This window comes from Streptomyces sp. NPDC104309 (assembly GCF_055584025.1).
In genome coordinates this window covers 44,922-66,064 of the sequence record NZ_JBVJMV010000011.1, presented here as the reverse complement: position 1 = coordinate 66,064, position 21,143 = coordinate 44,922, and the positions used below count along the sequence as shown (strand labels likewise).

The 21,143-nt window shown below is 70.6% G+C and carries 19 protein-coding genes and 1 pseudogene; 15 read left to right on the top strand and 5 right to left on the bottom strand.

Going from position 1 to position 21,143, the window contains the following annotated elements:
• Positions 1–15: 15 nt before the first annotated feature.
• The 5 genes from ACZ68L_RS17930 (at position 16) to ACZ68L_RS17910 (ending at position 5,021) form a co-directional block, all read left to right on the top strand.
• Complete coding sequence (locus ACZ68L_RS17930) at positions 16–375, top strand: YraN family protein (RefSeq protein ID WP_361452555.1); 360 nt, start codon at positions 16–18, stop codon at positions 373–375.
• Positions 375–2,000, top strand: coding sequence for a YifB family Mg chelatase-like AAA ATPase (locus tag ACZ68L_RS17925; RefSeq protein WP_469577797.1), 1,626 nt, complete (start codon positions 375–377; stop codon positions 1,998–2,000). Before ACZ68L_RS17930 ends, ACZ68L_RS17925 begins: the two co-directional genes overlap by 1 nt.
• Positions 2,001–2,104: 104 nt before the next feature.
• Positions 2,105–3,259: a DNA-processing protein DprA gene (gene dprA, locus ACZ68L_RS17920; RefSeq protein WP_469577795.1), complete on the top strand. Its 1,155-nt coding sequence runs from the start codon at positions 2,105–2,107 to the stop codon at positions 3,257–3,259.
• Positions 3,260–3,500: 241 nt separating this feature from the next.
• Complete coding sequence (gene whiG, locus ACZ68L_RS17915; protein WP_469577793.1) at positions 3,501–4,337, top strand: RNA polymerase sigma factor WhiG; 837 nt, start codon at positions 3,501–3,503, stop codon at positions 4,335–4,337.
• Positions 4,338–4,454: 117 nt separating this feature from the next.
• Positions 4,455–5,021: a TetR/AcrR family transcriptional regulator gene (locus ACZ68L_RS17910; protein ID WP_469578150.1), complete on the top strand. Its 567-nt coding sequence runs from the start codon at positions 4,455–4,457 to the stop codon at positions 5,019–5,021.
• Between the two features lie 83 nt (positions 5,022–5,104).
• Here ACZ68L_RS17910 and ACZ68L_RS17905 read toward each other — a convergent pair.
• A pseudogene (locus ACZ68L_RS17905) lies at positions 5,105–5,743 on the bottom strand (murein hydrolase activator EnvC family protein); the annotation flags it as partial.
• Positions 5,744–6,020: 277 nt separating this feature from the next.
• Between ACZ68L_RS17905 and rpsB the strand changes: the two are divergent.
• The 10 genes from rpsB (at position 6,021) to ACZ68L_RS17855 (ending at position 16,721) form a co-directional block, all read left to right on the top strand.
• A complete protein-coding gene (gene rpsB, locus ACZ68L_RS17900; RefSeq protein WP_469577792.1) occupies positions 6,021–7,007 on the top strand; it encodes a 30S ribosomal protein S2 in 987 nt (328 codons plus the stop codon).
• Positions 7,008–7,106: 99 nt separating this feature from the next.
• On the top strand, positions 7,107–7,943 hold the full coding sequence (tsf, locus tag ACZ68L_RS17895) for a translation elongation factor Ts (RefSeq protein ID WP_469577790.1): 837 nt from the start codon (positions 7,107–7,109) through the stop codon (positions 7,941–7,943).
• Positions 7,944–8,103: 160 nt separating this feature from the next.
• The gene (gene pyrH / locus ACZ68L_RS17890; protein ID WP_469577788.1) at positions 8,104–8,880 is read left to right on the top strand and encodes a UMP kinase; all 777 of its coding nucleotides are present in this window, start codon (positions 8,104–8,106) and stop codon (positions 8,878–8,880) included.
• A 179-nt stretch (positions 8,881–9,059) separates the two neighbouring features.
• Positions 9,060–9,617 (top strand): ribosome recycling factor, encoded by a 558-nt coding sequence (gene frr, locus ACZ68L_RS17885; protein WP_093899080.1) that lies wholly within the window; start codon positions 9,060–9,062, stop codon positions 9,615–9,617.
• Positions 9,617–10,702, top strand: a complete 1,086-nt coding sequence (locus tag ACZ68L_RS17880) for a phosphatidate cytidylyltransferase (RefSeq protein WP_469577786.1) — start codon at positions 9,617–9,619, stop codon at positions 10,700–10,702. The genes frr and ACZ68L_RS17880 overlap by 1 nt, the downstream gene beginning before the upstream one ends.
• Positions 10,703–10,802: 100 nt before the next feature.
• Positions 10,803–11,909, top strand: coding sequence for a dual-specificity RNA methyltransferase RlmN (rlmN, locus tag ACZ68L_RS17875; protein WP_469577784.1), 1,107 nt, complete (start codon positions 10,803–10,805; stop codon positions 11,907–11,909).
• Positions 11,910–12,140: 231 nt separating this feature from the next.
• Entirely contained in the window at positions 12,141–13,253 is a 1,113-nt protein-coding gene (locus tag ACZ68L_RS17870; RefSeq protein ID WP_469577782.1) for a thiamine ABC transporter substrate-binding protein, read from the top strand.
• 155 nt (positions 13,254–13,408) lie between these two features.
• Positions 13,409–15,022, top strand: coding sequence for an ABC transporter permease (locus ACZ68L_RS17865; protein ID WP_469578148.1), 1,614 nt, complete (start codon positions 13,409–13,411; stop codon positions 15,020–15,022).
• 2 nt (positions 15,023–15,024) lie between these two features.
• Positions 15,025–16,050, top strand: coding sequence for an ABC transporter ATP-binding protein (locus ACZ68L_RS17860; protein ID WP_469577780.1), 1,026 nt, complete (start codon positions 15,025–15,027; stop codon positions 16,048–16,050).
• Positions 16,051–16,268: 218 nt separating this feature from the next.
• Positions 16,269–16,721 (top strand): SRPBCC family protein, encoded by a 453-nt coding sequence (locus ACZ68L_RS17855; protein ID WP_469577778.1) that lies wholly within the window; start codon positions 16,269–16,271, stop codon positions 16,719–16,721.
• 224 nt (positions 16,722–16,945) lie between these two features.
• Here the strand turns inward: ACZ68L_RS17855 and ACZ68L_RS17850 are convergent, their stop codons facing one another.
• The 4 genes from ACZ68L_RS17850 to ACZ68L_RS17835 form a co-directional block, all read right to left on the bottom strand.
• Entirely contained in the window at positions 16,946–18,133 is a 1,188-nt protein-coding gene (locus ACZ68L_RS17850; protein WP_469577776.1) for a hypothetical protein, read from the bottom strand.
• Positions 18,115–18,852, bottom strand: a complete 738-nt coding sequence (locus ACZ68L_RS17845) for an ABC transporter ATP-binding protein (protein WP_469577774.1) — start codon at positions 18,850–18,852, stop codon at positions 18,115–18,117. Before ACZ68L_RS17845 ends, ACZ68L_RS17850 begins: the two co-directional genes overlap by 19 nt.
• A 332-nt stretch (positions 18,853–19,184) precedes the next feature.
• A complete protein-coding gene (locus ACZ68L_RS17840) occupies positions 19,185–20,564 on the bottom strand; it encodes an aspartate aminotransferase family protein (RefSeq protein ID WP_469577772.1) in 1,380 nt (459 codons plus the stop codon).
• Positions 20,549–21,040: an Lrp/AsnC family transcriptional regulator gene (locus ACZ68L_RS17835; RefSeq protein ID WP_352308301.1), complete on the bottom strand. Its 492-nt coding sequence runs from the start codon at positions 21,038–21,040 to the stop codon at positions 20,549–20,551. The genes ACZ68L_RS17840 and ACZ68L_RS17835 overlap by 16 nt, the downstream gene beginning before the upstream one ends.
• Positions 21,041–21,143 lie beyond the last annotated feature (103 nt).

The window sequence follows — 21,143 nt, the reverse complement described above, 5'->3', positions numbered from 1 at the left end:
GGAGGTGGTGCCGATATGAACGCACGAGGGGCACTCGGGCGGTACGGCGAGGATCTGGCGGCGCGGCTGCTGACCGACGCGGGCCTGTCCGTACTGGAACGGAACTGGCGCTGTCGCGCCGGTGAGATCGACATCGTCGCGATGGACGGCGACACACTCGTGGTCTGCGAGGTGAAGACCCGGAGGGCGGGCGCCTTCGAGCATCCGATGGAGGCCGTCACACCGGTCAAGGCGGAGCGGCTGCGACGGCTGGCCGGGATCTGGCTCCACCGGCACGGCGGTCCGCCGCCCGGCGGGGTCCGGATCGATCTGGTCGGGGTGCTGCTGCCCAGGCGAGGAGCGCCCGTCGCCGAGCATGCGCGAGGGGTGGCCTGATGGGGTTCGCGCGGGCGTGTTCGGTGGCGCTCGTCGGCGTCGAGGGCGTGGTGGTGGAGGTCCAGGCGGACCTGGAGGCGGGGGTGGCCGCGTTCACCCTGGTGGGGCTGCCGGATAAGAGTCTGGTGGAGAGCCGGGACCGGGTCAGGGCCGCGGTCGTGAACTCCGGGGCCGAGTGGCCACAGAAGAAGCTCACGGTGGGGCTGTCGCCCGCCTCCGTGCCGAAGGGCGGCTCCGGTTTCGATCTCGCGGTCGCCTGCGCGGTGCTGGGCGCCGCCGAGCGGATCGATCCGGCGGCCATCGCCGATGTGGTGATGATCGGTGAGCTCGGGCTCGACGGCCGGGTGCGGCCGGTGCGCGGCGTGCTGCCCGCGGTACTCGCCGCGGCGGAGGCCGGGTACCGCCAGGTCGTCGTGGCCGAGCAGACCGCGGGGGAGGCGGCACTGGTGCCCGGGGTCTCGGTGCTCGGGGTGCGGAGCCTGCGGCAGCTGATCGCGGTCCTCTGCGACGAGCCGGTGCCGGACGAGCGGGTGTCCTGCGACGAGGGGCGGCCCGACGCCATGCTGGCCGGGCTGATGGTGCCCGGCACGGGCATCGGCACCGGGATCGCCCGGGGCGCCGGACACGGTGATGGCAGCCAGCCGGACCTGGCGGACGTGGCGGGGCAGGAGCGGCCGCGCAAGGCACTGGAGGTCGCCGCGGCGGGCGGTCACCACCTGCTGCTCTCCGGTCCGCCGGGCGCCGGCAAGACCATGCTGGCCGAGCGGTTGTCGGCGATCCTGCCGACGCTGACCAGGAAGGAGTCGCTGGAGGTCACCGCGGTGCACTCGGTGGCGGGCATTCTCCCGCCCGGGGAACCGCTGGTCACCCGGGCGCCGTACTGCGCTCCCCACCACTCGGCGACGATGCAGTCGCTGGTCGGCGGGGGCAACGGGCTGCCGCGGCCCGGTGCGGTCTCGCTGGCACACCGGGGGATTCTCTTTCTGGACGAGGCGCCGGAATTCTCCGTGCGGGTGCTGGACGCGCTGCGCCAGCCGCTGGAGTCGGGGCACGTGGTGGTGGCACGCAGCGCCGGGGTGGTGCGGCTGCCCGCCCGGTTCCTGATGGTCCTCGCCGCCAATCCCTGCCCGTGCGGACGGCACACCCTCAGTGGCGCCGGCTGCGAATGCCCGCCCTCGACGGTCAGGCGCTATCAGGCGAGGCTCTCCGGGCCGTTGCTCGACCGGGTGGATCTCCGGGTGGTCGTCGACCCGGTCGGGCGTCGTGACCTGATGGGGCAGGGCGGCAGGGGAGAGTCGACGGCCACGGTGGCGGCCCGGGTCCGGGAGGCCAGGGCGCGGGCCGCGGACCGGCTGGCCGGCACCGCGTGGACGACCAACAGCGAGGTGCCCGGCCATGAGTTGCGGACCAGGCTGGCCGTGGCACCGGGCGCGCTCATGGAGGCCGAGCGGGACATGGAGCGGGGCCTGCTCACCGCGCGCGGCCTGGACCGGGTGCTCAGGGTGGCGTGGACGGTCGCCGATCTGCGCGGCGCCGACCGCCCGGAGGCCTCCGACATCGCGGTGGCGCTGGAGCTGCGGACCGGGATTCCACGGGGCGCCGCGACGAAGGCCGGGGCGTCATGAAGCCCTGGGCCGACAGTGAGCGGGAGCGGGAGCCGGGATGCCTTCCGGGGCGGCGCACGGAGCGTGGCGCGGTGCCGGGGCCCCCGAGCGGACCGGGAGCGGCGGTGAGCGAGCGGGAACGGGTGGCACGGGCCGCACTGACCCGCGTCCTGGAACCGGGGGACGAGCGAGGCGGACACTGGCTGCGCGAGTGCGGTGCCGTCGAACTGATACGACGCATCACCACCAGGGACGGGACCGCGGAGCGACTGAGCCGGATGACGCCGAAACGTCTCGACGCATACCGGTTGCGGGCCGAGCACGTCGAGCCCGAGCGGGACCTGGCGGCGGTCGCCGCGCTCGGCGGTCGGTTCGTCTGTCCCGGCGAGCTGGAGTGGCCCAGCCAGCTCGACGACCTGGGGGACAGCAGGCCGATCGGCCTCTGGGTGCGGGGGCCGCGCGACCTGCGGCTCTGGGCGCTGCGCTCGGTCGCCGTGGTCGGGGCCCGTGCCTGCACACCGTACGGATCGCACATGGCGGCGAGTCTCGGCACCGGGCTCGCCGAGCTGGGCTGGGTCGTCGTGTCGGGGGCGGCGTTCGGGGTGGACGGGGCCGCGCATCGTGGGGCGCTCGCCGTCGGCGGGGCGACGATGGCGGTCCTGGCCTGCGGGGTGGACGTCGCCTATCCGAGGGGACACGCCGAGCTGATCGGACGGATGGCGGAACAGGGGCTCGTCATCGGCGAATTGCCACCGTCCGATCATCCGACCCGCAGCAGATTCATTCTCCGGAACCGGGTCATCGCCGCGTTGACGCGCGGGACGGTCGTGGTCGAGGCCGAGTACCGCAGCGGTTCGCTGGTCACCGCACGCAGCGCGCAGCGGCTCGGCCGCTTCACCATGGGGGTGCCGGGCCCCGCCACCAGCGGGCTGTCGGCAGGGGTCCATGAGCTCCTCCGAGGGGAGGGCGTCCTGGTGACGGATGCCGCGGAAGTCGCCGAACTGGTGGGGGACATCGGCGAGCTGGCTCCGCCCAGACGCGGCCCCGTCCACCCCAGGGACCTGCTGGACGCGGTCTCCGCCAGGGTCCTCGACGCGCTGCCGTCCCGCGGCTCCGTCAGCGGGCGGGACGTGGCCCGCGCCGCGGGAACCGGCGCCGACGAAGCGCTCGGCAGGCTGTACGAACTGCACTCACTGGGGTTCGTCGAACGCGATGGCGACGGATGGCGGTTGACGCCGCGACCGACATGCAATGGCGACGCGCGGCGAGGCGGTACTTGACCTGGAGCATTCGGGTGAAAAGGTGATGCCGATGACCTCGGCGGATACTTCAGCGACGCCTCCGGGGCGGCGCACGAGGCGGCGGCCCCGGATCCCGGTCATGTCCGACCGGCCGGGACCGCACAGCACCGATCCGCTGTCCTGCGCGGACCGCGACGCCTCAGTCACGCTACGCTCACAAGGATTCCCACTCACACACAAGTCCTCCAGCAATTCACGGCAGAACGGCTCAAGGCACCACATGCCCCAGCACACCTCCGGGTCTGACCGCGCGCCAGTACCACCGGCTGCGCGTGGCACTGTGCGCCCCACCGCCCCCTCCTCGCTCGACGAGTTGTGGCGCTCGTACAAGTCCACGGGCGACGAGCGGCTGCGGGAGCAGTTGATCCTGCACTACTCGCCGTTGGTGAAGTACGTCGCGGGCCGGGTGAGCGTGGGTCTGCCCTCCAACGTCGAGCAGGCGGACTTCGTCTCCTCGGGGGTGTTCGGACTGATCGACGCGATCGAGAAGTTCGACATCGAGCGCGCGATCAAGTTCGAGACGTACGCGATCACCCGCATCCGGGGCGCGATGATCGATGAACTCCGTGCGCTGGACTGGATTCCGCGCTCGGTGCGTCAGAAGGCGCGGGCCGTGGAGCGCGCCTATGCCACGCTGGAGGCCCAACTGCGGCGCACCCCTTCCGAGCCGGAGGTGGCTGCGGAGATGGGCATCGCGCTGGAGGAACTGCACGCGGTTTTCAGCCAGTTGTCGCTGGCGAACGTGGTGGCGCTGGAGGAACTGCTGCATGTCGGCGGCGAGGGCGGCGACCGGCTGAGCCTGATGGACACGCTGGAGGACACCGCCGCCGACGATCCGGTGGAGGTCGCCGAGGACCGTGAGCTCAGACGACTGCTCGCCCGGGCGATCAATACGCTTCCGGAACGCGAGAAGACGGTCGTCACGCTCTACTACTACGAGGGCCTCACGCTCGCCGAGATCGGCAATGTCCTCGGAGTCACCGAGAGCCGCGTCAGCCAGATCCACACCAAATCGGTGCTGCAGTTGCGCGCGAAACTGGCCGACGCCGGGCGCTGAGACCACGGGCGCCCGACGCGTGCCCGGTCCGCTTCGGCCACCGATCGGAGCCGTACGCCCTCTCCCGAACACGGGCCGCCGTAGAGTGGATGCGTGCCCAGGATTCGAGCGGCCTCGGTGGCCGAGCACCGGACCATGCAGCGCGGCGCCCTCCTGGACGCCGCCCGCTCCCTGCTGTCCGAGGGCGGTACGGAGGCGTTGACCTTCCCCGCCCTCGCCGAACGCACGGGCCTCGCCCGGTCCTCCGTCTACGAATACTTCCGCTCCCGGGCAGCCGTCGTCGAAGAGCTCTGCGCCGTCGACTTCCCCGTCTGGGCGGCCGAGGTCGAGAACGCGATGGAGCAGGCCACCACGTCCGAGGAGAAGGTCGAGGCCTACGTGCGCCGGCAGCTCGACCTCGTCGGGGACCGCCGCCACCGGGCGGTCGTCGCGATCTCGGCGAGCGAACTGGACGCGGGCGCACGCGAGAAGATCAGGGCCGCGCACGGCGGGCTGATCGCCATGATCGTCGAGGCGCTCGGCGATCTCGGCCATGAACAGCCGAGGCTGGCCGCGATGCTGCTGCAGGGGTCGGTGGACGCCGCGGTCCGGCGCATCGAACTCGGCGTGGCGGAGGAACCGGCCGTGATCGCGGACACCGCCGTGGCCATGATCCTGCGAGGCGTGCGGGGCGGACGGGACTGACGTCGGCGCCCTGCCGCGGCGACGACGGGCAGCGCACCGGAGGCGGCGAGTCCGCTCCCGGCCCCCTCTGCGGAGGGCCGGGACTCCGGTACGCCGAACACCGGCAGCAGCCGGGACGGCCCCCGTCGCAACAGCGCGGGCGGCAGCAGCGAGAGCGGATCCAGATACGTGTCACCGCGCCGCAGCCCCCAGTGCAGACAGCCCGACGCGCAGTGGAAGGGGCCCGCCTCCACGATCGCCACGACCTGCCCCGCCGTCACTTGGTCGTCGGTCGCGACCAGCGCGCGCACCGGCTCGTACGTGGTCCGCAGTGGTGGATCGCCGGTCCCGGCCACCTCGATCGCCAGCACCCCGCGCCCCGCCACACGTCCTGCGAACGAGACCCGCCCGGAGGCCGCGGCGAGCACCTGCGTGCCGGGCCCCGCGGCGAGATCGACCCCGCGGTGGCCCCGCCCGTAGGTGTTCGTCGGCGGCTCCCACCCCCGTACGACCACGGGCCGCCCGGCGAGCGGCCACGACCGCGCACCATCCGGCCGGGGCACCGGTACGGGTGTGGGAACGGGTGCGGGAGCAGGCGTCGGCGGAGGCGCTTCGGCCGCCACGACCCGCGTGCCGCACAGCACCGCGAGGAGGGCGACCACCACGAGCGCGGCCGCTGCGGCCGCGCGGAAACGGAGTCCGTGCCCGGAGCGGGGCACGGTCGGATCGGTTGTGCATCGCATGGCAGAACCGTCCCGCGCTGCACGGAATCGCGGGGATCATGGACCGGATCTGTGGACTACCGACCGGTTGTGGACAGCGCCGTCACCCGGCACCCGACCCGTCCCGTACACTTCCTATGGCGATCCGGGTCACCGGGTCGACTTCGCACGCCCCGCCACCTCCCTCTCTGCGGACGGTGGCCGCGCTCCTCGGTCCCTCGTGGCACGGCGCGTCGGGGCGTCAGGCGCGACAGCAATCCTGCGGTCGCGACAACCGAGCACCTCAAGGAGTACGGCCATGGCCGTCGTCACGATGCGGGAGCTGCTGGAAAGCGGCGTCCACTTCGGTCACCAGACCCGTCGCTGGAACCCGAAGATGAAGCGCTTCATCTTCACCGAGCGCAACGGCATCTACATCATCGACCTGCTCCAGTCGCTGTCGTACATCGACCGCGCCTACGAGTTCGTCAAGGAGACCGTCGCCCACGGCGGTTCCATCATGTTCGTCGGTACCAAGAAGCAGGCCCAGGAGGCCATCGCCGAGCAGGCGACGCGCGTCGGCATGCCGTACGTCAACCAGCGTTGGCTCGGTGGCATGCTCACCAACTTCTCCACCGTCTACAAGCGCCTTCAGCGTCTGAAGGAGCTTGAGCTCATCGACTTCGAGGACGTGGCCGCCTCCGGCCTCACCAAGAAGGAGCTCCTGGTTCTCTCCCGCGAGAAGGCCAAGCTGGAGAAGACCCTCGGTGGTATCCGCGAGATGCAGAAGGTGCCGAGCGCCGTCTGGATCGTCGACACCAAGAAGGAGCACATCGCCGTCGGTGAGGCGCGCAAGCTCCACATCCCGGTCGTCGCGATCCTCGACACCAACTGCGACCCCGACGAGGTCGACTACAAGATTCCGGGCAACGACGACGCGATCCGCTCCGTCACCCTGCTCACCCGTGTGATCGCCGACGCCGTCGCCGAGGGCCTCATCGCCCGTTCCGGTGCCGCCACCGGTGACTCGAAGCCGGGCGCGAAGGCCGCCGGCGAGCCGCTCGCCGAGTGGGAGCGCGACCTGCTCGAGGGCGACAAGAAGGCCGACGCCGAGGTGCAGTCCTCCGCCGAGACCGAGAAGGCCGCGGACGCCGAGAAGCCGGCCGAGGCTGCTGCCGAGGCCCCGGCCGCGGACGCCGAGACGCCGGCCGAGGCCGAGGCCGCTGCCGAGGCCCCGGCCGCGGACGCCGAGACGCCGGCCGAGGCCGCTGCCGAGGCCCCGGCTGCGGACGCCGAGCAGGCCTGACACCCGTCACGGCTGATGACGGCGGGGGCCGGTGCCACAAGCACCGCCCCCGCCGTTCACCCGTAGATCTTTCAGACTTCGAGAGAGAAACACAGACTCATGGCGAACTACACCGCCGCTGACGTCAAGAAGCTCCGTGAGCTGACCGGCGCCGGCATGATGGACTGCAAGAAGGCGCTCGACGAGGCCGACGGCAACGTCGACAAGGCCGTCGAGGCGCTCCGTATCAAGGGCCAGAAGGGCGTCGCCAAGCGCGAGGGCCGTTCTGCCGAGAACGGTGCCGTCGTTTCCCTCATCTCCGAGGACAAGACCTCCGGCGTTCTGCTTGAGCTGAAGTGCGAGACGGACTTCGTCGCCAAGGGCGAGAAGTTCCAGACCGTCGCCAACACGCTCGCCGCCCACGTCGCCGCGACCTCGCCGGTCGACCTGGCCGCGCTGCTCGCCTCCGAGATCGAGGCCGGCAAGACCGTCCAGGCGTACGTCGACGAGGCCAACGCCAACCTCGGCGAGAAGATCGTCCTGGACCGCTTCGCGCAGTTCACCGGTGGTTACGTGGCTGCGTACATGCACCGCACGATGCCCGACCTCCCGCCGCAGGTCGGTGTGCTGGTCGAGCTCGACAAGGAGAGCGCCGAGGTAGCCAAGGACGTCGCGCAGCACATCGCCGCCTTCGCCCCGAAGTACCTCAACCGTGACGAGGTCCCGGCCGAGACGGTCGAGAACGAGCGTCGTGTCGCCGAGGCCACCTCCCGCGAGGAGGGCAAGCCCGAGGCTGCCCTTCCGAAGATCGTCGAGGGTCGCGTCAACGGCTTCTTCAAGGAGGTCGTCGTCCTGGAGCAGGCGTTCGCCAAGGACAACAAGAAGTCCGTCCAGAAGGTTCTGGACGAGGCCGGTGTCACCCTGAAGCGCTTCTCGCGCATCAAGGTCGGCATCTGAAGTCCGTCCGCGAACAACGGTGGACCCCGATAGGGTCTAGTGCAGTCGTCGGCCGCACACATGCCGTACGACCGCAGATCTGACGAGGAGGCCATTGCCGCAGGGGAACACCAGACCCACCGGCAATGGCCTTCTTCGTATGTGCACGAGGAGAATCTCCATGAACAAGGACGCGGACGCCGCAAAAGGTGACCACAAGCGCGACGACGGCAAGGTGCCCGGACGCTTCATGCTGAAGCTGTCCGGAGAGGCGTTCGCCGGCGGCGGGGGTCTCGGTGTCGACCCCGATGTCGTGCACGCCATCGCCCGGGAAATCGCGGCAGTCGTCCGCGACGGCGCGGAAATCGCGGTCGTCATCGGCGGCGGCAACTTCTTCCGCGGTGCCGAGCTCCAGCAGCGCGGCATGGACCGGGCCCGGTCCGACTACATGGGCATGCTCGGCACGGTCATGAACTGCCTGGCGCTCCAGGACTTCCTGGAGAAGGAAGGCATCGACTCCCGCGTCCAGACCGCCATCACCATGGGGCAGGTCGCGGAGCCGTACATCCCGCTGCGCGCCGTGCGCCATCTGGAGAAGGGCCGCGTCGTCATCTTCGGCGCCGGTATGGGGATGCCGTACTTCTCCACCGACACCACTGCCGCCCAGCGCGCCCTGGAGATCGACGCCCAGGGACTGCTGATGGGCAAGAACGGGGTGGACGGGGTCTACGACTCCGACCCGAAGACCAACCCCGACGCGGTGAAGTTCGACGCGCTCGAGTACAGCGAGGTGCTCGCCCGCGATCTCAAGATCGCCGACGCCACCGCCATCACGCTCTGCCGCGACAACCAGCTGCCGATCCTCGTGTTCGAGCTGACCGCGACGGGCAATATCGCCCGTGCGGTCAAGGGTGAGAAGATCGGCACGCTCGTGAGTGACCAGGGCACCCGGACCTGAGAACCGGGGGACCTTCCCGGGAAGCGACGGGAGGGTCCGGGGCCTGCGGGGAACACCCCGGTACAGGCGCCGAAGGATGGACAACGGCCTGCCGGTCGGACACCGTGCAGGTGAGGACGCGACGCAGGACCCGCCGGGCCCGAGCAGCCGGGCCCACTCAAGACACGCAGGAGCACGTGGTGATCGAAGAAACCCTCCTTGAGGCCGAGGAGAAGATGGAGAAGGCCGTCGTCGTCGCGAAAGAGGACTTCGCCGCGATCCGTACCGGCCGTGCGCACCCGGCGATGTTCAACAAGATCGTCGCCGACTACTACGGCGCGCTGACCCCGATCAACCAGCTCGCCTCGTTCTCGGTGCCCGAGCCGCGCATGGCCGTCGTGACGCCGTTCGACAAGAGCGCGCTGCGCAACATCGAGCAGGCCATCCGCGACTCGGACCTGGGCGTCAACCCGAGCAACGACGGCAATATCATCCGGGTGACCTTCCCGGACCTCACCGAGGAGCGTCGGCGCGACTACATCAAGGTCGCGAAGACGAAGGCCGAGGACTCGAAGATCTCCATCCGGGCCGTGCGCCGCAAGGCCAAGGAGACGCTCGACAAGCTGGTCAAGGACAAGGAGTCCGGCGAGGACGAGGTGCGTCGCGCGGAGAAGGAGCTCGACGACACCACCGCGAAGTACGTCGCACAGGTCGACGAGCTGCTCAAGCACAAGGAAGCCGAGCTGCTCGAAGTCTGATGAACGACTCTTCCCGGGGCGCCCCACAGGGAGCCGGTCGCTGGGGTGCGCCCGAGATGCAGGCTGCTCCGGCGGGTCCTGCATACGATGTGCATGACGCCCAGCAGACTCGGCCCATGCCCATGGTGCCGGACGTTCCCGACGCAGGTAGAGACGCTGACGACCGTGATGACCGGGACCAAGGGGCCGCACGCCTGAGCGGCGGCCCCCTGTTCCGTGACGAGAAGCCGCAGGAGCCCATGTCCACCGCGCCACCGCCCCCGCAGAAGAAACGTGCGGGCCGTGATCTGCGAGCCGCCATAGGGGTCGGTGTGGGGCTCGGCGCCGTCATCGTCGCCTCGCTGTTCATCGTGAAGGCCGTCTTCGTCGGTGTGATCGCCGCGGCCGTCGTCGTGGGGCTCTGGGAGCTCACCTCGCGGCTGGAGGAGCGCAAGGGCATCAGGGCGCCGCTCGTTCCGCTCGCGGTCGGTGGCGCGGCGATGGTGGTGGCCGGATACGTCCGGGGCGCCGAGGGCGCCTGGGTGGCGATGGCACTGACCGCGCTCGCGGTGCTCGTCTGGCGGATGACGGAGCCGCCGGAGGGATACCTCAAGGACGTCACGGCCGGTGTGTTCGCCGCGTTCTACGTGCCGTTCCTGGCGACCTTCGTCGCGATGCTCCTGACCGCGGACGACGGGCCGCAGCGGGTGCTCACCTTCCTGCTGCTGACCGTGGTCAGCGACACAGGTGCGTACGCCGTCGGCTGGCGCTTCGGGAAGCACAAGCTCGCACCGCGCATCAGCCCCGGAAAGACCCGCGAGGGGCTGTTCGGGGCCATCGCCTTCGCGATGGTCGCCGGTGCGCTGTGCATGCAGTTCCTGATCGACGGCGGTTCCTGGTGGCAGGGGCTGCTGCTGGGGCTCGCGGTCGCGGTCAGCGCCACCCTCGGCGACCTGGGCGAGTCGATGATCAAGCGGGACCTCGGCATCAAGGACATGGGCACGTTGCTGCCGGGGCATGGCGGCATCATGGACCGGCTGGACTCGCTGCTGCCGACCGCCCCGGTGGTCTGGCTGCTGCTGGTGCTGTTCGTGGGTTCCGGCTGATCCGCGATTTCCACGTCCTGACCTGGGCATTCACGAGTGAGGGTCCGTCGTCCACAGGGCGGCGGGCCCTCATCGTTCTGTCTGCGACACTGGATGGACCATGCCTAAGCCAGGAGAACTCACTTTCGTCGCGCCCCGCGGAGCCAAGAAGCCGCCGCGGCATCTCGCCGACCTCACGCCCGCCGAGCGCAAGGAAGCGGTCGCCGCGATCGGCGAGAAGCCGTTCCGTGCCCAGCAGCTCTCGCAGCACTACTTCGCGCGGTACGCGCACGACCCGGCCGAGTGGACCAACATCCCGGCCGGCTCGCGGGACAAGCTCGCCGAGGCGATGTTCCCCGACCTGATGTCCGTGGTCCGCCATATCAGCTGTGACGACGACACCACCCGTAAGACGCTGTGGAAGCTGCACGACGGGACGCTCGTCGAGTCCGTCCTGATGCGCTACCCGGAGCGGGTGACGATGTGCATCTCGTCCCAGGCGGGATGCGGGATGAACTGCCCGTTCTGCGCGACGGGACAGGCCGGTCTCGACCGCAATCTGTCGACCGCCGAGATCGTCCACCAGATCGTGGACGGCATGCGGGCCCTGCGCGACGGGGAGGTCCCCGGAGGCCCGGCCCGGCTCTCCAACATCGTCTTCATGGGCATGGGCGAGCCGCTCGCCAACTACAACCGGGTGGTCGGCGCGATCCGTCGGCTGACCGACCCGGAGCCGGACGGCCTCGGGCTCTCGCAGCGCGGGATCACCGTCTCCACCGTGGGCCTGGTGCCCGCGATGCTGCGCTTCGCCGACGAGGGTTTCAAGTGCCGCCTCGCCGTGTCCCTGCACGCGCCGGACGACGAACTGCGCGACACGCTCGTCCCCGTGAACACGCGGTGGAAGGTGCGCGAGGTGCTGGACGCGGCGTGGGAGTACGCGGAGAAGTCCGGCCGCCGCGTTTCCATCGAGTACGCGCTGATCCGGGACATCAACGACCAGGCCTGGCGCGGTGACCTGCTCGGCCGGCTCCTCAAGGGCAAGCGGGTGCACGTCAATCTGATCCCGTTGAACCCGACGCCCGGTTCCCAGTGGACCGCCTCGCGGCCCGAGGACGAGAAGGCCTTCGTCGAGGCGATCGCGGCCCATGGGGTGCCGGTGACGGTGCGGGACACCCGCGGTCAGGAGATCGACGGAGCCTGCGGACAGCTGGCGGCAGCCGAGCGCTGAGGCCGGGACGGCCCGTGTAACCTGGGCCTGAAATCAACTTCATATTCCGACAGGGGAGCGCCACAGCGCTGAGAGTGCGGCACCGAGGACAGGTCGGCCGCAGACCCTCTGAACCTCGCCCGGGTCATTCCGGGTAGGAAGTTCGGTCATCAACTCATGCTGTTGCGCCCTGCCCGCATTGCGCGGGCGGGGCCGCGTCTCTTCCTGGCCAAAACCCAGGAGGAATCAACAATGCGCATCACGCGCAGAACCAAGCAGCTCGCGGCGACCGCTGCCGCCGCCGCGTTCGGCGTCACGGCACTGGCCGGATGCGGGAGTTCCGACAAGTCGGCCTCCGGTTCCGGGGGCACGAAGGGCTCCGGCTCGAAGACCGTGACCCTCGTCAGCCATGACTCCTTCAACGCCTCTCCGGACGTGCTCAAGGAGTTCACCGAGAAGACCGGCTACACCGTCAAGGTGCTGAAGAGCGGCGACGCGGGTGTCGCGCTCAACCAGGAGATCCTGACCAAGGGTTCCCCGCGCGGCGACGTGTTCTTCGGCGTCGACAACACCCTGCTCTCCCGTGCCCTGGACAGCGGGCTCTTCACGCCGTACGAGGCGAAGGGCATCGACCAGGTGGCGGCCGACACCCAGCTGGACGGCGCCAAGCACCGGGTCACCCCGATCGACACCGGCGACATCTGCGTCAACTACGACAAGAAGTACTTCGCCGACAAGAAGCTGGCGCCGCCGCGGTCCTTCGACGACCTGGCGAAGCCCGCGTACAAGAACCTCCTCGTCACCGAGAACGCCGCGACCTCCTCGCCCGGCCTCGGCTTCCTCCTCGGCACCGTCGCCACCTACGGCGACAAGGGGTACCAGGACTACTGGAAGAAGCTGAAGAACAACGGAGTCAAGGTCGTCGACGGCTGGGAGCAGGCCTACAACGAGGAGTTCTCCGGCTCGGCGGGCGGCCGGAAGGCCAAGGCCGACCGGCCGCTGGTCGTCTCGTACGCCTCCAGCCCGCCCGTCGAGGTGCTCTACGCGAAGCCGCAGCCGGCCGAGGCCCCCACCGGCGTCGCCACCGGAACCTGTTTCCGCCAGATCGAGTTCGCCGGTCTGCTGAACGGTGCGAAGAACGAGGCGGGCGGCAAGGCCCTGCTGGACTTCCTGATCAGCAAGAGGTTCCAGGAGGACATGCCGCTCAACATGTTCGTGAACCCGGTCACCAAGGGCGCGAAACTGCCGGAGCTCTTCACGAAGTTCGGCGCGACGGTCGACAGGCCGACGACGGTCGCCCCCGATCGGATCTCCAAGAACCGTGATCAGTGGGTCCAGTCGTGGTCCTCGCTCGTAGTGAAGTAGCGAAGACTCCCGTACGCGGATCGGACGCGGGCGGGAAGGGCGTGCCCGAGGGGGAGGTTCGGCGGCCGCGAGGCGAGGAGCCGCGCGGCTCCTCGGGGCGCGTGGACTCGGTGCGCGCGACGGCGTGGCGCGGGAGCGCGGTGCGGCTCGGCCTGATGGCCGTGCCCGTCGCGTTCTTCGCGTTGTTCTTCGCCTACCCCGTCACCGCCATCGTCGGCCGCGGGCTGAAGGTGGACGGCGTCTGGCAGTTCGGCCGGATCGGCGAGGTGCTGACCCGGCCGGACATCCGTGACGTTCTCTGGTTCACCACCTGGCAGGCGCTCGCCTCGACCGCGCTGACACTGCTGATCGCGCTGCCCGGCGCCTATGTCTTCGCCCGTTTCGACTTCCCCGGCAAACAACTGCTGCGGGCGGTCGTCACCGTTCCGTTCGTCCTGCCCACCGTCGTCGTCGGGACGGCCTTCCTGGCGCTGCTGGGACGCGGCGGGTTCCTCGACCAGCTCTGGGGCGTACGGCTCGACACCACCGTCTGGGCGATTCTGCTCGCCCATGTCTTCTTCAACTACGCGGTGGTCGTACGGACCGTGGGCGGGCTGTGGTCACAGCTCGACCCGCGGCAGGAGGAGGCTGCCCGGGTACTGGGCGCCGGACGGTTCGCCGCCTGGCGGCGGGTCACCCTGCCCGCCCTGGCACCCGCCGTGGCAGCCGCCGCGCTGATGGTCTTCCTCTTCACCTTCACCTCCTTCGGGGTCGTGCAGATCCTCGGCGGTCCGGGGTACGCCACGCTGGAGGTGGAGATCTACCGGCAGACAGCCCAGTTGCTGGCCCTGCCGACGGCCGCCGTACTGACGCTGGTGCAGTTCGCCGCCGTCGGCGCGATCCTCGCCGTGCACGCGTGGACCGTACGGCGCAGGGAGACCGCGCTGAAGCTGGTCGACCCGGTACAGACCGCCCGCAGGCCGAGCGGCGCCGGGCAGTGGGCGCTCCTCGGCGGGGTGCTGCTGACCGTGCTGCTGCTGGTACTGCTGCCGCTCGGGGTACTCGTGGAACGCTCGCTGGACACTCCCGGGGGTCATGGCCTGGACTACTACCGTGCCCTGCGGTCCGCGGACGCGGGCGGCGGTACGTTCCTGGTCGCACCGCTGGAAGCGATCGGGAACTCACTGCAGTACGCACTGGTCGCGACGGTCATCGCGCTGGTCGTCGGCGGGCTCGCCGCCGCGGCGCTGACCCGGCGGGCCGGGCGGCTCGTCCGCGGCTTCGACGCGTTGCTGATGCTGCCGCTCGGGGTCTCCGCGGTCACCGTGGGCTTCGGCTTTCTGATCACGCTGGACAAGCCGCCGCTGGATCTGCGGACTTCATGGATCCTGGTGCCGCTGGCCCAGGCACTGGTCGGTGTGCCCTTCGTCGTACGGACGATGCTGCCGGTCCTGCGAGCGGTGGACGGCCGGCTGCGGGAGGCGGCGGCGGTGCTCGGGGCGTCCCCGCTGCGGGTCTGGCGGGAGATCGATCTGCCGTTGGTGCGGCGGGCGTTGCTGGTCGCGGCCGGCTTCGCGTTCGCCGTGTCGCTCGGTGAGTTCGGCGCGACGGTGTTCATCGCGCGGCCCGACCGCCCGACGCTGCCGGTCGCGGTGGCCCGGCTGCTGGGGCGCGCCGGGGAGCTCAACTACGGCCAGGCGATGGCCCTGAGCACCATTCTGATGGTGGTCTGTGCCGCCTCGCTGCTGCTGCTCGAACGTATTCGTACCGACCGATCCGGGGAGTTCTAGGGATGCTGACACTGGAATCGGCCACGGTTCGCTTCGGTGAGCGGGCGGCACTCGACAGGGTGGACCTCGATGTCGCCGAGCACGAGATCGTGTGCGTGCTGGGGCCGAGCGGCAGCGGCAAGTCGACCCTGCTGCGGGTGGTCGCCGGACTGTGTCCGCCGGACGGCGGCCGGGTGCTGCTGGACGGCGCGGACCAGGCCGGGGTGCCGGTGCACCGCCGCGGTCTCGGCCTGATGTTCCAGGACCACCAGCTGTTCCCGCACCGGGATGTCGGTGCCAATGTCGCCTTCGGGCTGCGGATGCGCGGGGCCTCGCGGCGGGACCAGGAGCTCAGGGTCGGCGAACTCCTCGGTCTGGTGGGCCTGCCCGGCGCGGAACGCCGGGCCGTCGCCGCGCTGTCCGGCGGTGAGCAGCAGCGAGTGGCCCTCGCGCGGGCCCTCGCCCCGCGACCGAAACTGCTGATGCTGGACGAGCCGCTCGGCCAACTCGACCGCGGCCTGCGCGAACGGCTCGTCGTCGAACTGCGCACGCTTTTCGGGCGGTTGGGCACGACGGTGCTCGCCGTCACCCATGACCAGGGCGAGGCGTTCGCCCTGGCCGACCGGGTGGTGGTGATGCGCGAAGGGCGGATCGCGCAGGTGGGTACCCCGCTGGAGGTCTGGCAGCGGCCGGCGTCCGCCTTCGTCGCCCGGTTCCTCGGTTTCGACAACGTGGTGGAGGCTACGGTGTCCGGTACGACCGCCGACACGGTGTGGGGGAGGGTCCCGGTGACCGAGGGCTCGCCGCAGGGGGCCTGCGACCTGCTGGTGCGCCCCGCCGGGGTCCGGATCGGCGCCCCGGACGAAGGGCTGCGCTGCACGGTCGGGACGCGTACGTTCCGGGGCAACCACGTCGCCGTGCGGCTGACGCCGCCCGGGGGTCCGGTCCTGGAGGCGGAGTGCGCGCTGAGGGACGCACCCGAGGAGGGCGCGACGGTGGGGGTCGGCTTCGACGCGGCGGAGACCGTCGTCCTGCCCGCCGTACTCTGACCGGTCGCGCGACCGAGTCGGGCCGTGGCCGCGTTCACTGGACCGGCCGAGCCGCATCCGGCGGTCCGGCCCGTCCTTTCCCGGCGTCCGGAACTGCCGGAGCGCGCCGGAGGGACGGCGCGTGCCGGGTCGGCACAGTGGTGTGCGTGCAAGCCTGGGGGAGGACACGCGCAAGGTCCGGAAGGACTCCGGGGAGGACTCCGGGAAGGACGGGAACAATGACTGAGTCAGCACGCGAGGGCATCGACATCACCCGCGTCCTCGACGCCCCGCGGGAACTGGTCTTCGAGGCATGGACGACGCCCGAGCACTTCGCCGCCTGGTACGGCGGGGACGCCGAGGTCCCGCTCGACCGGGTGTCGATGGACGTCCGGCCGGGCGGGACGTGGAGCCTGGTCATCGTGGTGCCGGGTACCGAGATGCCCTTCCACGGGTTCTACCGGGAGGTGGTCGCCCCCGAGCGGCTGGTTTTCACGCTGAAGGACGCCACCGCGCGCGCCGATGTCGAGGGCGAGACCGTCACCGTCACCTTCACCGACCGCGGCGACAAGTCCACCGAAATGGTCTTCACGCAGCGCGGCGGCAATCTCACGGCCGAGCAGTACGCGGCGGCCGAGGACGGCTGGGACGCCTTCTTCGACGCGCTCGTGACCCGGCTGGCCTCTCTCTGAACCGCCCCCGGTCGCCGGTCACCGAGTGGCCGAAGGGCCTGGCGGACGCCGCCCACTCGGTGACCGGCGGGGGTCCGAGGGACTGACGGCCCGGCCTTCCGCCGGACGACGGCGGTTCGACGACGCGGCCTCGCCGAACGCGGCGAGCGACTCGGTCCCCGGGCAGGGCAGGGGGGTGTCGCCGTCCACGGTCTCCCGGCCGGCGTGCCGGGAGACGGGTGGCCTCAGGCCGTCAGCGGCAGTGCCGCCAGCTCGGCGATCAGCCAGGTCAGCGGGGCGAAGACGACCAACAGGGCGACGGCGCGCAGCACCGTCGCGAACCGCAGGGCCGAGACCGGGGCGCCGAGCCGCAGCACCGCCTGTGTCGTCCGGGTGCGGTCCTGCCTCGCCTCCAGCGCCGAGGTCAGCAGCGTCGCCGTCGTACAGCCGAGGACGAGCACCGCGCCGAGCGCGGTGAGCGGGCCGATGGGGCGCGGCCCCGCTCCGTACAGCGCGTAGGCGGCGATCACCGCGGAGAGAACCGCGCAGACCACCCCGAGCGGCCCACCGATCCGGCGCGCCTCGTCCATCAGCACCCGCCCGGCCAGCAGGCGCACGGCGCCCGGGCGCATGGCCTGCAGCAGCCGCCCGCAGTGATACGCCAGGCCGGGGCCGGCCATGGCCAGACCGATCGCCGTCAGCGTCCACCCCGCCAGCACTCCGGCCGGGGTGGCGTCCAGCCTGCCGGGGAGCGGGAGCAGGCTCCGTCCCGCGCCGCCGCTCATGTACGCCTCGACGGCGAGACCGACCGCGGTCAGCGCCACCCCCCACGGCAGCCCGGTCGGGGGCGCCGCCGGGGCGGCCGGCTCGGCCTGGGGCGGGGTCTGTGCGGAGGCGTCCTCGTCCCCGGCCGCCGTCGCGACCGGCCGGGTGCGCAGCGCCAGCCCGCTGGCAGTCGCCGCGGCCACCGGGAGCAGGGCCAGCAGTACGAGCACGGCCGCGAGCGGCAGCGGGGCGTCCGCGTCGAGCATCCCGGCCGCCGCGCCGTCGAACGGCAGCCCGGACAGATCACCGCGCAGATGCAGGAAGAGCAGCAGCGCCACCATGGACCCGAGAGTGCAGGAGACGGCGGTGGAGACCGCGGCGAGCACGGTGAGCCGCACCGGTCCGAGGCCCACGGCGGACAGTCCGGTGCGCGGCCGGGTACTCGGGTCCGTACGGGCCACCACGACCGCGAACTGCACGGAGGCGGCCAGCGGGACGAAGCACCACAGCAGCCGCAGCACGGCCCCGGTGGAGTGCGCGGGATGCGCCGACGCGTAGGCCAGGGCGCACAGCAGCAGGAAGCCGACTCCGGCGGAGGCGGCCGCGACCAGCAGCCGCCGCATCAGGACCAGTGGGTGGGAACCCCGGGCTAGACGGAGAGCGAGCACGCCGCGCGGCCCTCCGCATCGGATACGGAGGGCAGGGCGACGGTGGCGACGCGGCGGCCGTCCAGCAGCGGGACCGTGCGGTCGGCGAGGGCGGCGACCTCCGCGTCATGGGTGGCGAGCACGATGGTGATGCCGTGCGAACGGGCCGCGCTGGTGAGGGTGCGCAGCACATGGGTCCGGTCGGTGCGGTGCAGCGTCGCGGTCGGCTCGTCGGCGAAGATCACCGCGGGTGAGGTGGCCAGCGCGCGGGCCACGGCGATCCGCTGGCGTTGTCCCTGGGGCAGTGTGTGCGGTCGCTTCTTGGCGCACCCGCCGATGTCCAGCCGCTCCAGCCACTCCAGGCCCGTCCGCTTCGCCTCCCGGTGCGAGGCGCCGCGCAGCAGCAGCGGAAGAGCCACGTTCTCCCAGGTGTTCAGCTCCGGTACCAGCTGGGGCTCGGGGGCGATCCAGCCGAACTTGTCGCGGCGCAGTCGCTCGCGCAGCCGGGGGCCCATGGTGTGGACGGGGACGCTGTTGAACCACACCTCGCCCTGCTGGGGCACCAGTTGACCGGAGAGGCAGTGCAGCAGGGTGGTCTTGCCGCTGCCCCGAGGGCCGGTCACGGCGAGGATCTCGCCGTCCCGGACACCCACGGAGACTCCGCCGAGCGCGGGTGAGCCGTTGTGGGAGTGCTGCAGGGAACGTGCCCAGATCACGTCGTTGTCCGGCGGGGCCACCATGGCGTACACCTCGGTTCAGATCGTAATTCCCGTCCCCCGTACGGGGGAACGAAGAGGGGGCCGATCGGTCACTCGGCACCGTAGGGATTCGAACCGCGGTGTGGGCACAGCACACGGCCCGGATGCGCCCCTTCCCACTCGAATGGGCTCATCCGGGCCGTGTGGACCGTATGAAACGACCGGCGGAGGCCGGTCATGTGGTGGTCAAGCGAGGGTCAAGCCCCGGGGGCCGTCCGATCGATCACGGCCGGACGGCCCCCGGTCCGCCGACAGGCGGCCGGGCCGTCGACCGGATACCCGATCCGTGGTCGGACAGCCGGTCGAAGCGTCGGTCAGAGCTTGGTCCACGCCTCGGTGAGGACGGTCCGCAGAATGCCCTCGATCTCGTCGAACGTCGACTGGTCCGAGACCAGCGGCGGCGCGAGCTGGACGACCGGGTCGCCGCGGTCGTCGGCCCGGCAGTACAGGCCGTTGTCGTAGAGCGCCTTGGAGAGGAAGCCGTACAGGACGCGCTCGGTCTCCTCGTCGGTGAAGGTCTCCTTGGTGACCTTGTCCTTCACCAGCTCGATGCCGTAGAAGAAGCCGTTGCCGCGGACGTCGCCGACGATGGGCAGGTCGAGCAGCTTCTGCAGCGTCGTGAAGAAGGCGTTCTCGTTGTCCAGGACGTGCTGGTTGAGGCCCTCGCGCTCGAAGATGTCGAGGTTGGCGAGGCCCACCGCCGCGGAGACCGGGTGGCCACCGAAGGTGTAGCCGTGCAGGAAGGTGTTGTCACCCTCGTAGAACGGCGCGGCGATGCGGTCCGAGACGATGCAGGCACCGATCGGGGAGTAGCCCGAGGTCATGCCCTTGGCGCAGGTGATCATGTCCGGCACGTAGCCGAACTTGTCACAGGCGAACATCGTGCCCAGACGGCCGAAGGCGCAGATGACCTCGTCGGAGACGAGCAGCACGTCGTACTTGTCGCAGATCTCGCGCACGCGCTGGAAGTATCCGGGCGGCGGCGGGAAGCAGCCACCGGCGTTCTGCACCGGCTCCAGGAAGACCGCGGCGACGGTTTCCGGGCCCTCGAAGAGGATCTCCTGCTCGATCTGGTCGGCGGCCCAGCGGCCGAAGGCCTCGGGGTCGTCGCCGTGGATCGGGGCGCGGTAGATGTTGGTGTTCGGCACCTTGTGCGCGCCGGGGACCAGCGGCTCGAAGGGGGCCTTCAGGGCCGGCAGGCCGGTGATCGACAGGGCGCCCTGCGGGGTGCCGTGGTAGGCGACCGCACGCGAGATGACCTTGTACTTGGTGGGCTTGCCCTGGAGCTTGAAGTACTGCTTGGCCAGCTTCCAGGCGGTCTCCACGGCCTCGCCGCCACCGGTGGTGAAGAAGACCTTGTTGAGGTCGCCCGGCGCATAGTCGGCGAGGCGCTCGGCCAGCTCGACGGCCTTCGGGTGGGCGTAGGACCAGACCGGGAAGAAGCCCAGCTCCTGGCCCTGCTTGTACGCCGCCTCGGCGAGCTCGTGACGGCCGTGACCGGCGTTGACCACGAACAGGCCCGACAGGCCGTCGAGGTAGCGCTTGCCTGCGTCGTCGTAGATGTAGGTGCCCTCGCCACGCACGATGGTGGGAACGGGCGCGTTCTCGTAGTCCGACATGCGGGTGAAATGCATCCACAGGTGGTCGTACGCGGTTCGGCTGAGGTCCTTGCTCACGGCTATCGGGTTCCCCACATATAGGTCTGCTTCTTGAGCTTCAGGTACACGAAGCTCTCGGTGGAGCGCACGCCGGGGATGGCCCGGATGCGTTTGTTGATCGTTTCCAGCAGGTGGTCGTCGTCCTCGCAGACGATCTCCACCATCAGGTCGAAGGAGCCCGCGGTCATCACCACGTACTCGCATTCGGCCATGGCCGACAGCGCCTCGGCGACGGGATCGAGGTCGCCTTCGACATTGATGCCCACCATCGCCTGCCGCCGGAATCCCACGGTGAGCGGGTCCGTGACGGCGACGATCTGCATCACGCCCTGGTCGAGCAGCTTCTGAACGCGCTGCCGCACGGCCGCCTCGGAGAGGCCGACGGCCTTGCCGATCGCGGCGTACGGACGGCGCCCGTCCTCCTGGAGCTGCTCGATGATTGCGAGGGACACGGCATCGACCGTTGGGGACGATCCGTTCCCTGTCCTGGAGTCTGCGCTGCGACTGGCCACGCATCCACTCTGCACTGGGACTCGTCTGTCTGGCAACCCTAAATCGATGAAATTCGTTGTCTGGGGGTCTTGATCTCACTGAATCCGAAGTTCTCGGCGGGTG

Bases quoted from the DNA above. Each gene is read 5' to 3' on its own strand.
- ACZ68L_RS17860 (WP_469577780.1), top strand. From the start codon at position 15,025: ATGCTGACACTGGAATCGGCCACGGTTCGCTTCGGTGAGCGGGCGGCA.
- tsf (WP_469577790.1), top strand. From the start codon at position 7,107: ATGGCGAACTACACCGCCGCTGACGTCAAGAAGCTCCGTGAGCTGACC.
- ACZ68L_RS17930 (WP_361452555.1), top strand. From the start codon at position 16: ATGAACGCACGAGGGGCACTCGGGCGGTACGGCGAGGATCTGGCGGCG.
- whiG (WP_469577793.1), top strand. From the start codon at position 3,501: ATGCCCCAGCACACCTCCGGGTCTGACCGCGCGCCAGTACCACCGGCT.
- pyrH (WP_469577788.1), top strand. From the start codon at position 8,104: ATGAACAAGGACGCGGACGCCGCAAAAGGTGACCACAAGCGCGACGAC.
- ACZ68L_RS17855 (WP_469577778.1), top strand. From the start codon at position 16,269: ATGACTGAGTCAGCACGCGAGGGCATCGACATCACCCGCGTCCTCGAC.
- ACZ68L_RS17880 (WP_469577786.1), top strand. From the start codon at position 9,617: ATGAACGACTCTTCCCGGGGCGCCCCACAGGGAGCCGGTCGCTGGGGT.
- ACZ68L_RS17865 (WP_469578148.1), top strand. From the start codon at position 13,409: ATGGCCGTGCCCGTCGCGTTCTTCGCGTTGTTCTTCGCCTACCCCGTC.
- ACZ68L_RS17870 (WP_469577782.1), top strand. From the start codon at position 12,141: ATGCGCATCACGCGCAGAACCAAGCAGCTCGCGGCGACCGCTGCCGCC.
- rlmN (WP_469577784.1), top strand. From the start codon at position 10,803: ATGCCTAAGCCAGGAGAACTCACTTTCGTCGCGCCCCGCGGAGCCAAG.
- rpsB (WP_469577792.1), top strand. From the start codon at position 6,021: ATGGCCGTCGTCACGATGCGGGAGCTGCTGGAAAGCGGCGTCCACTTC.
- ACZ68L_RS17845 (WP_469577774.1), bottom strand. From the start codon at position 18,852: ATGGTGGCCCCGCCGGACAACGACGTGATCTGGGCACGTTCCCTGCAG.
- ACZ68L_RS17925 (WP_469577797.1), top strand. From the start codon at position 375: ATGGGGTTCGCGCGGGCGTGTTCGGTGGCGCTCGTCGGCGTCGAGGGC.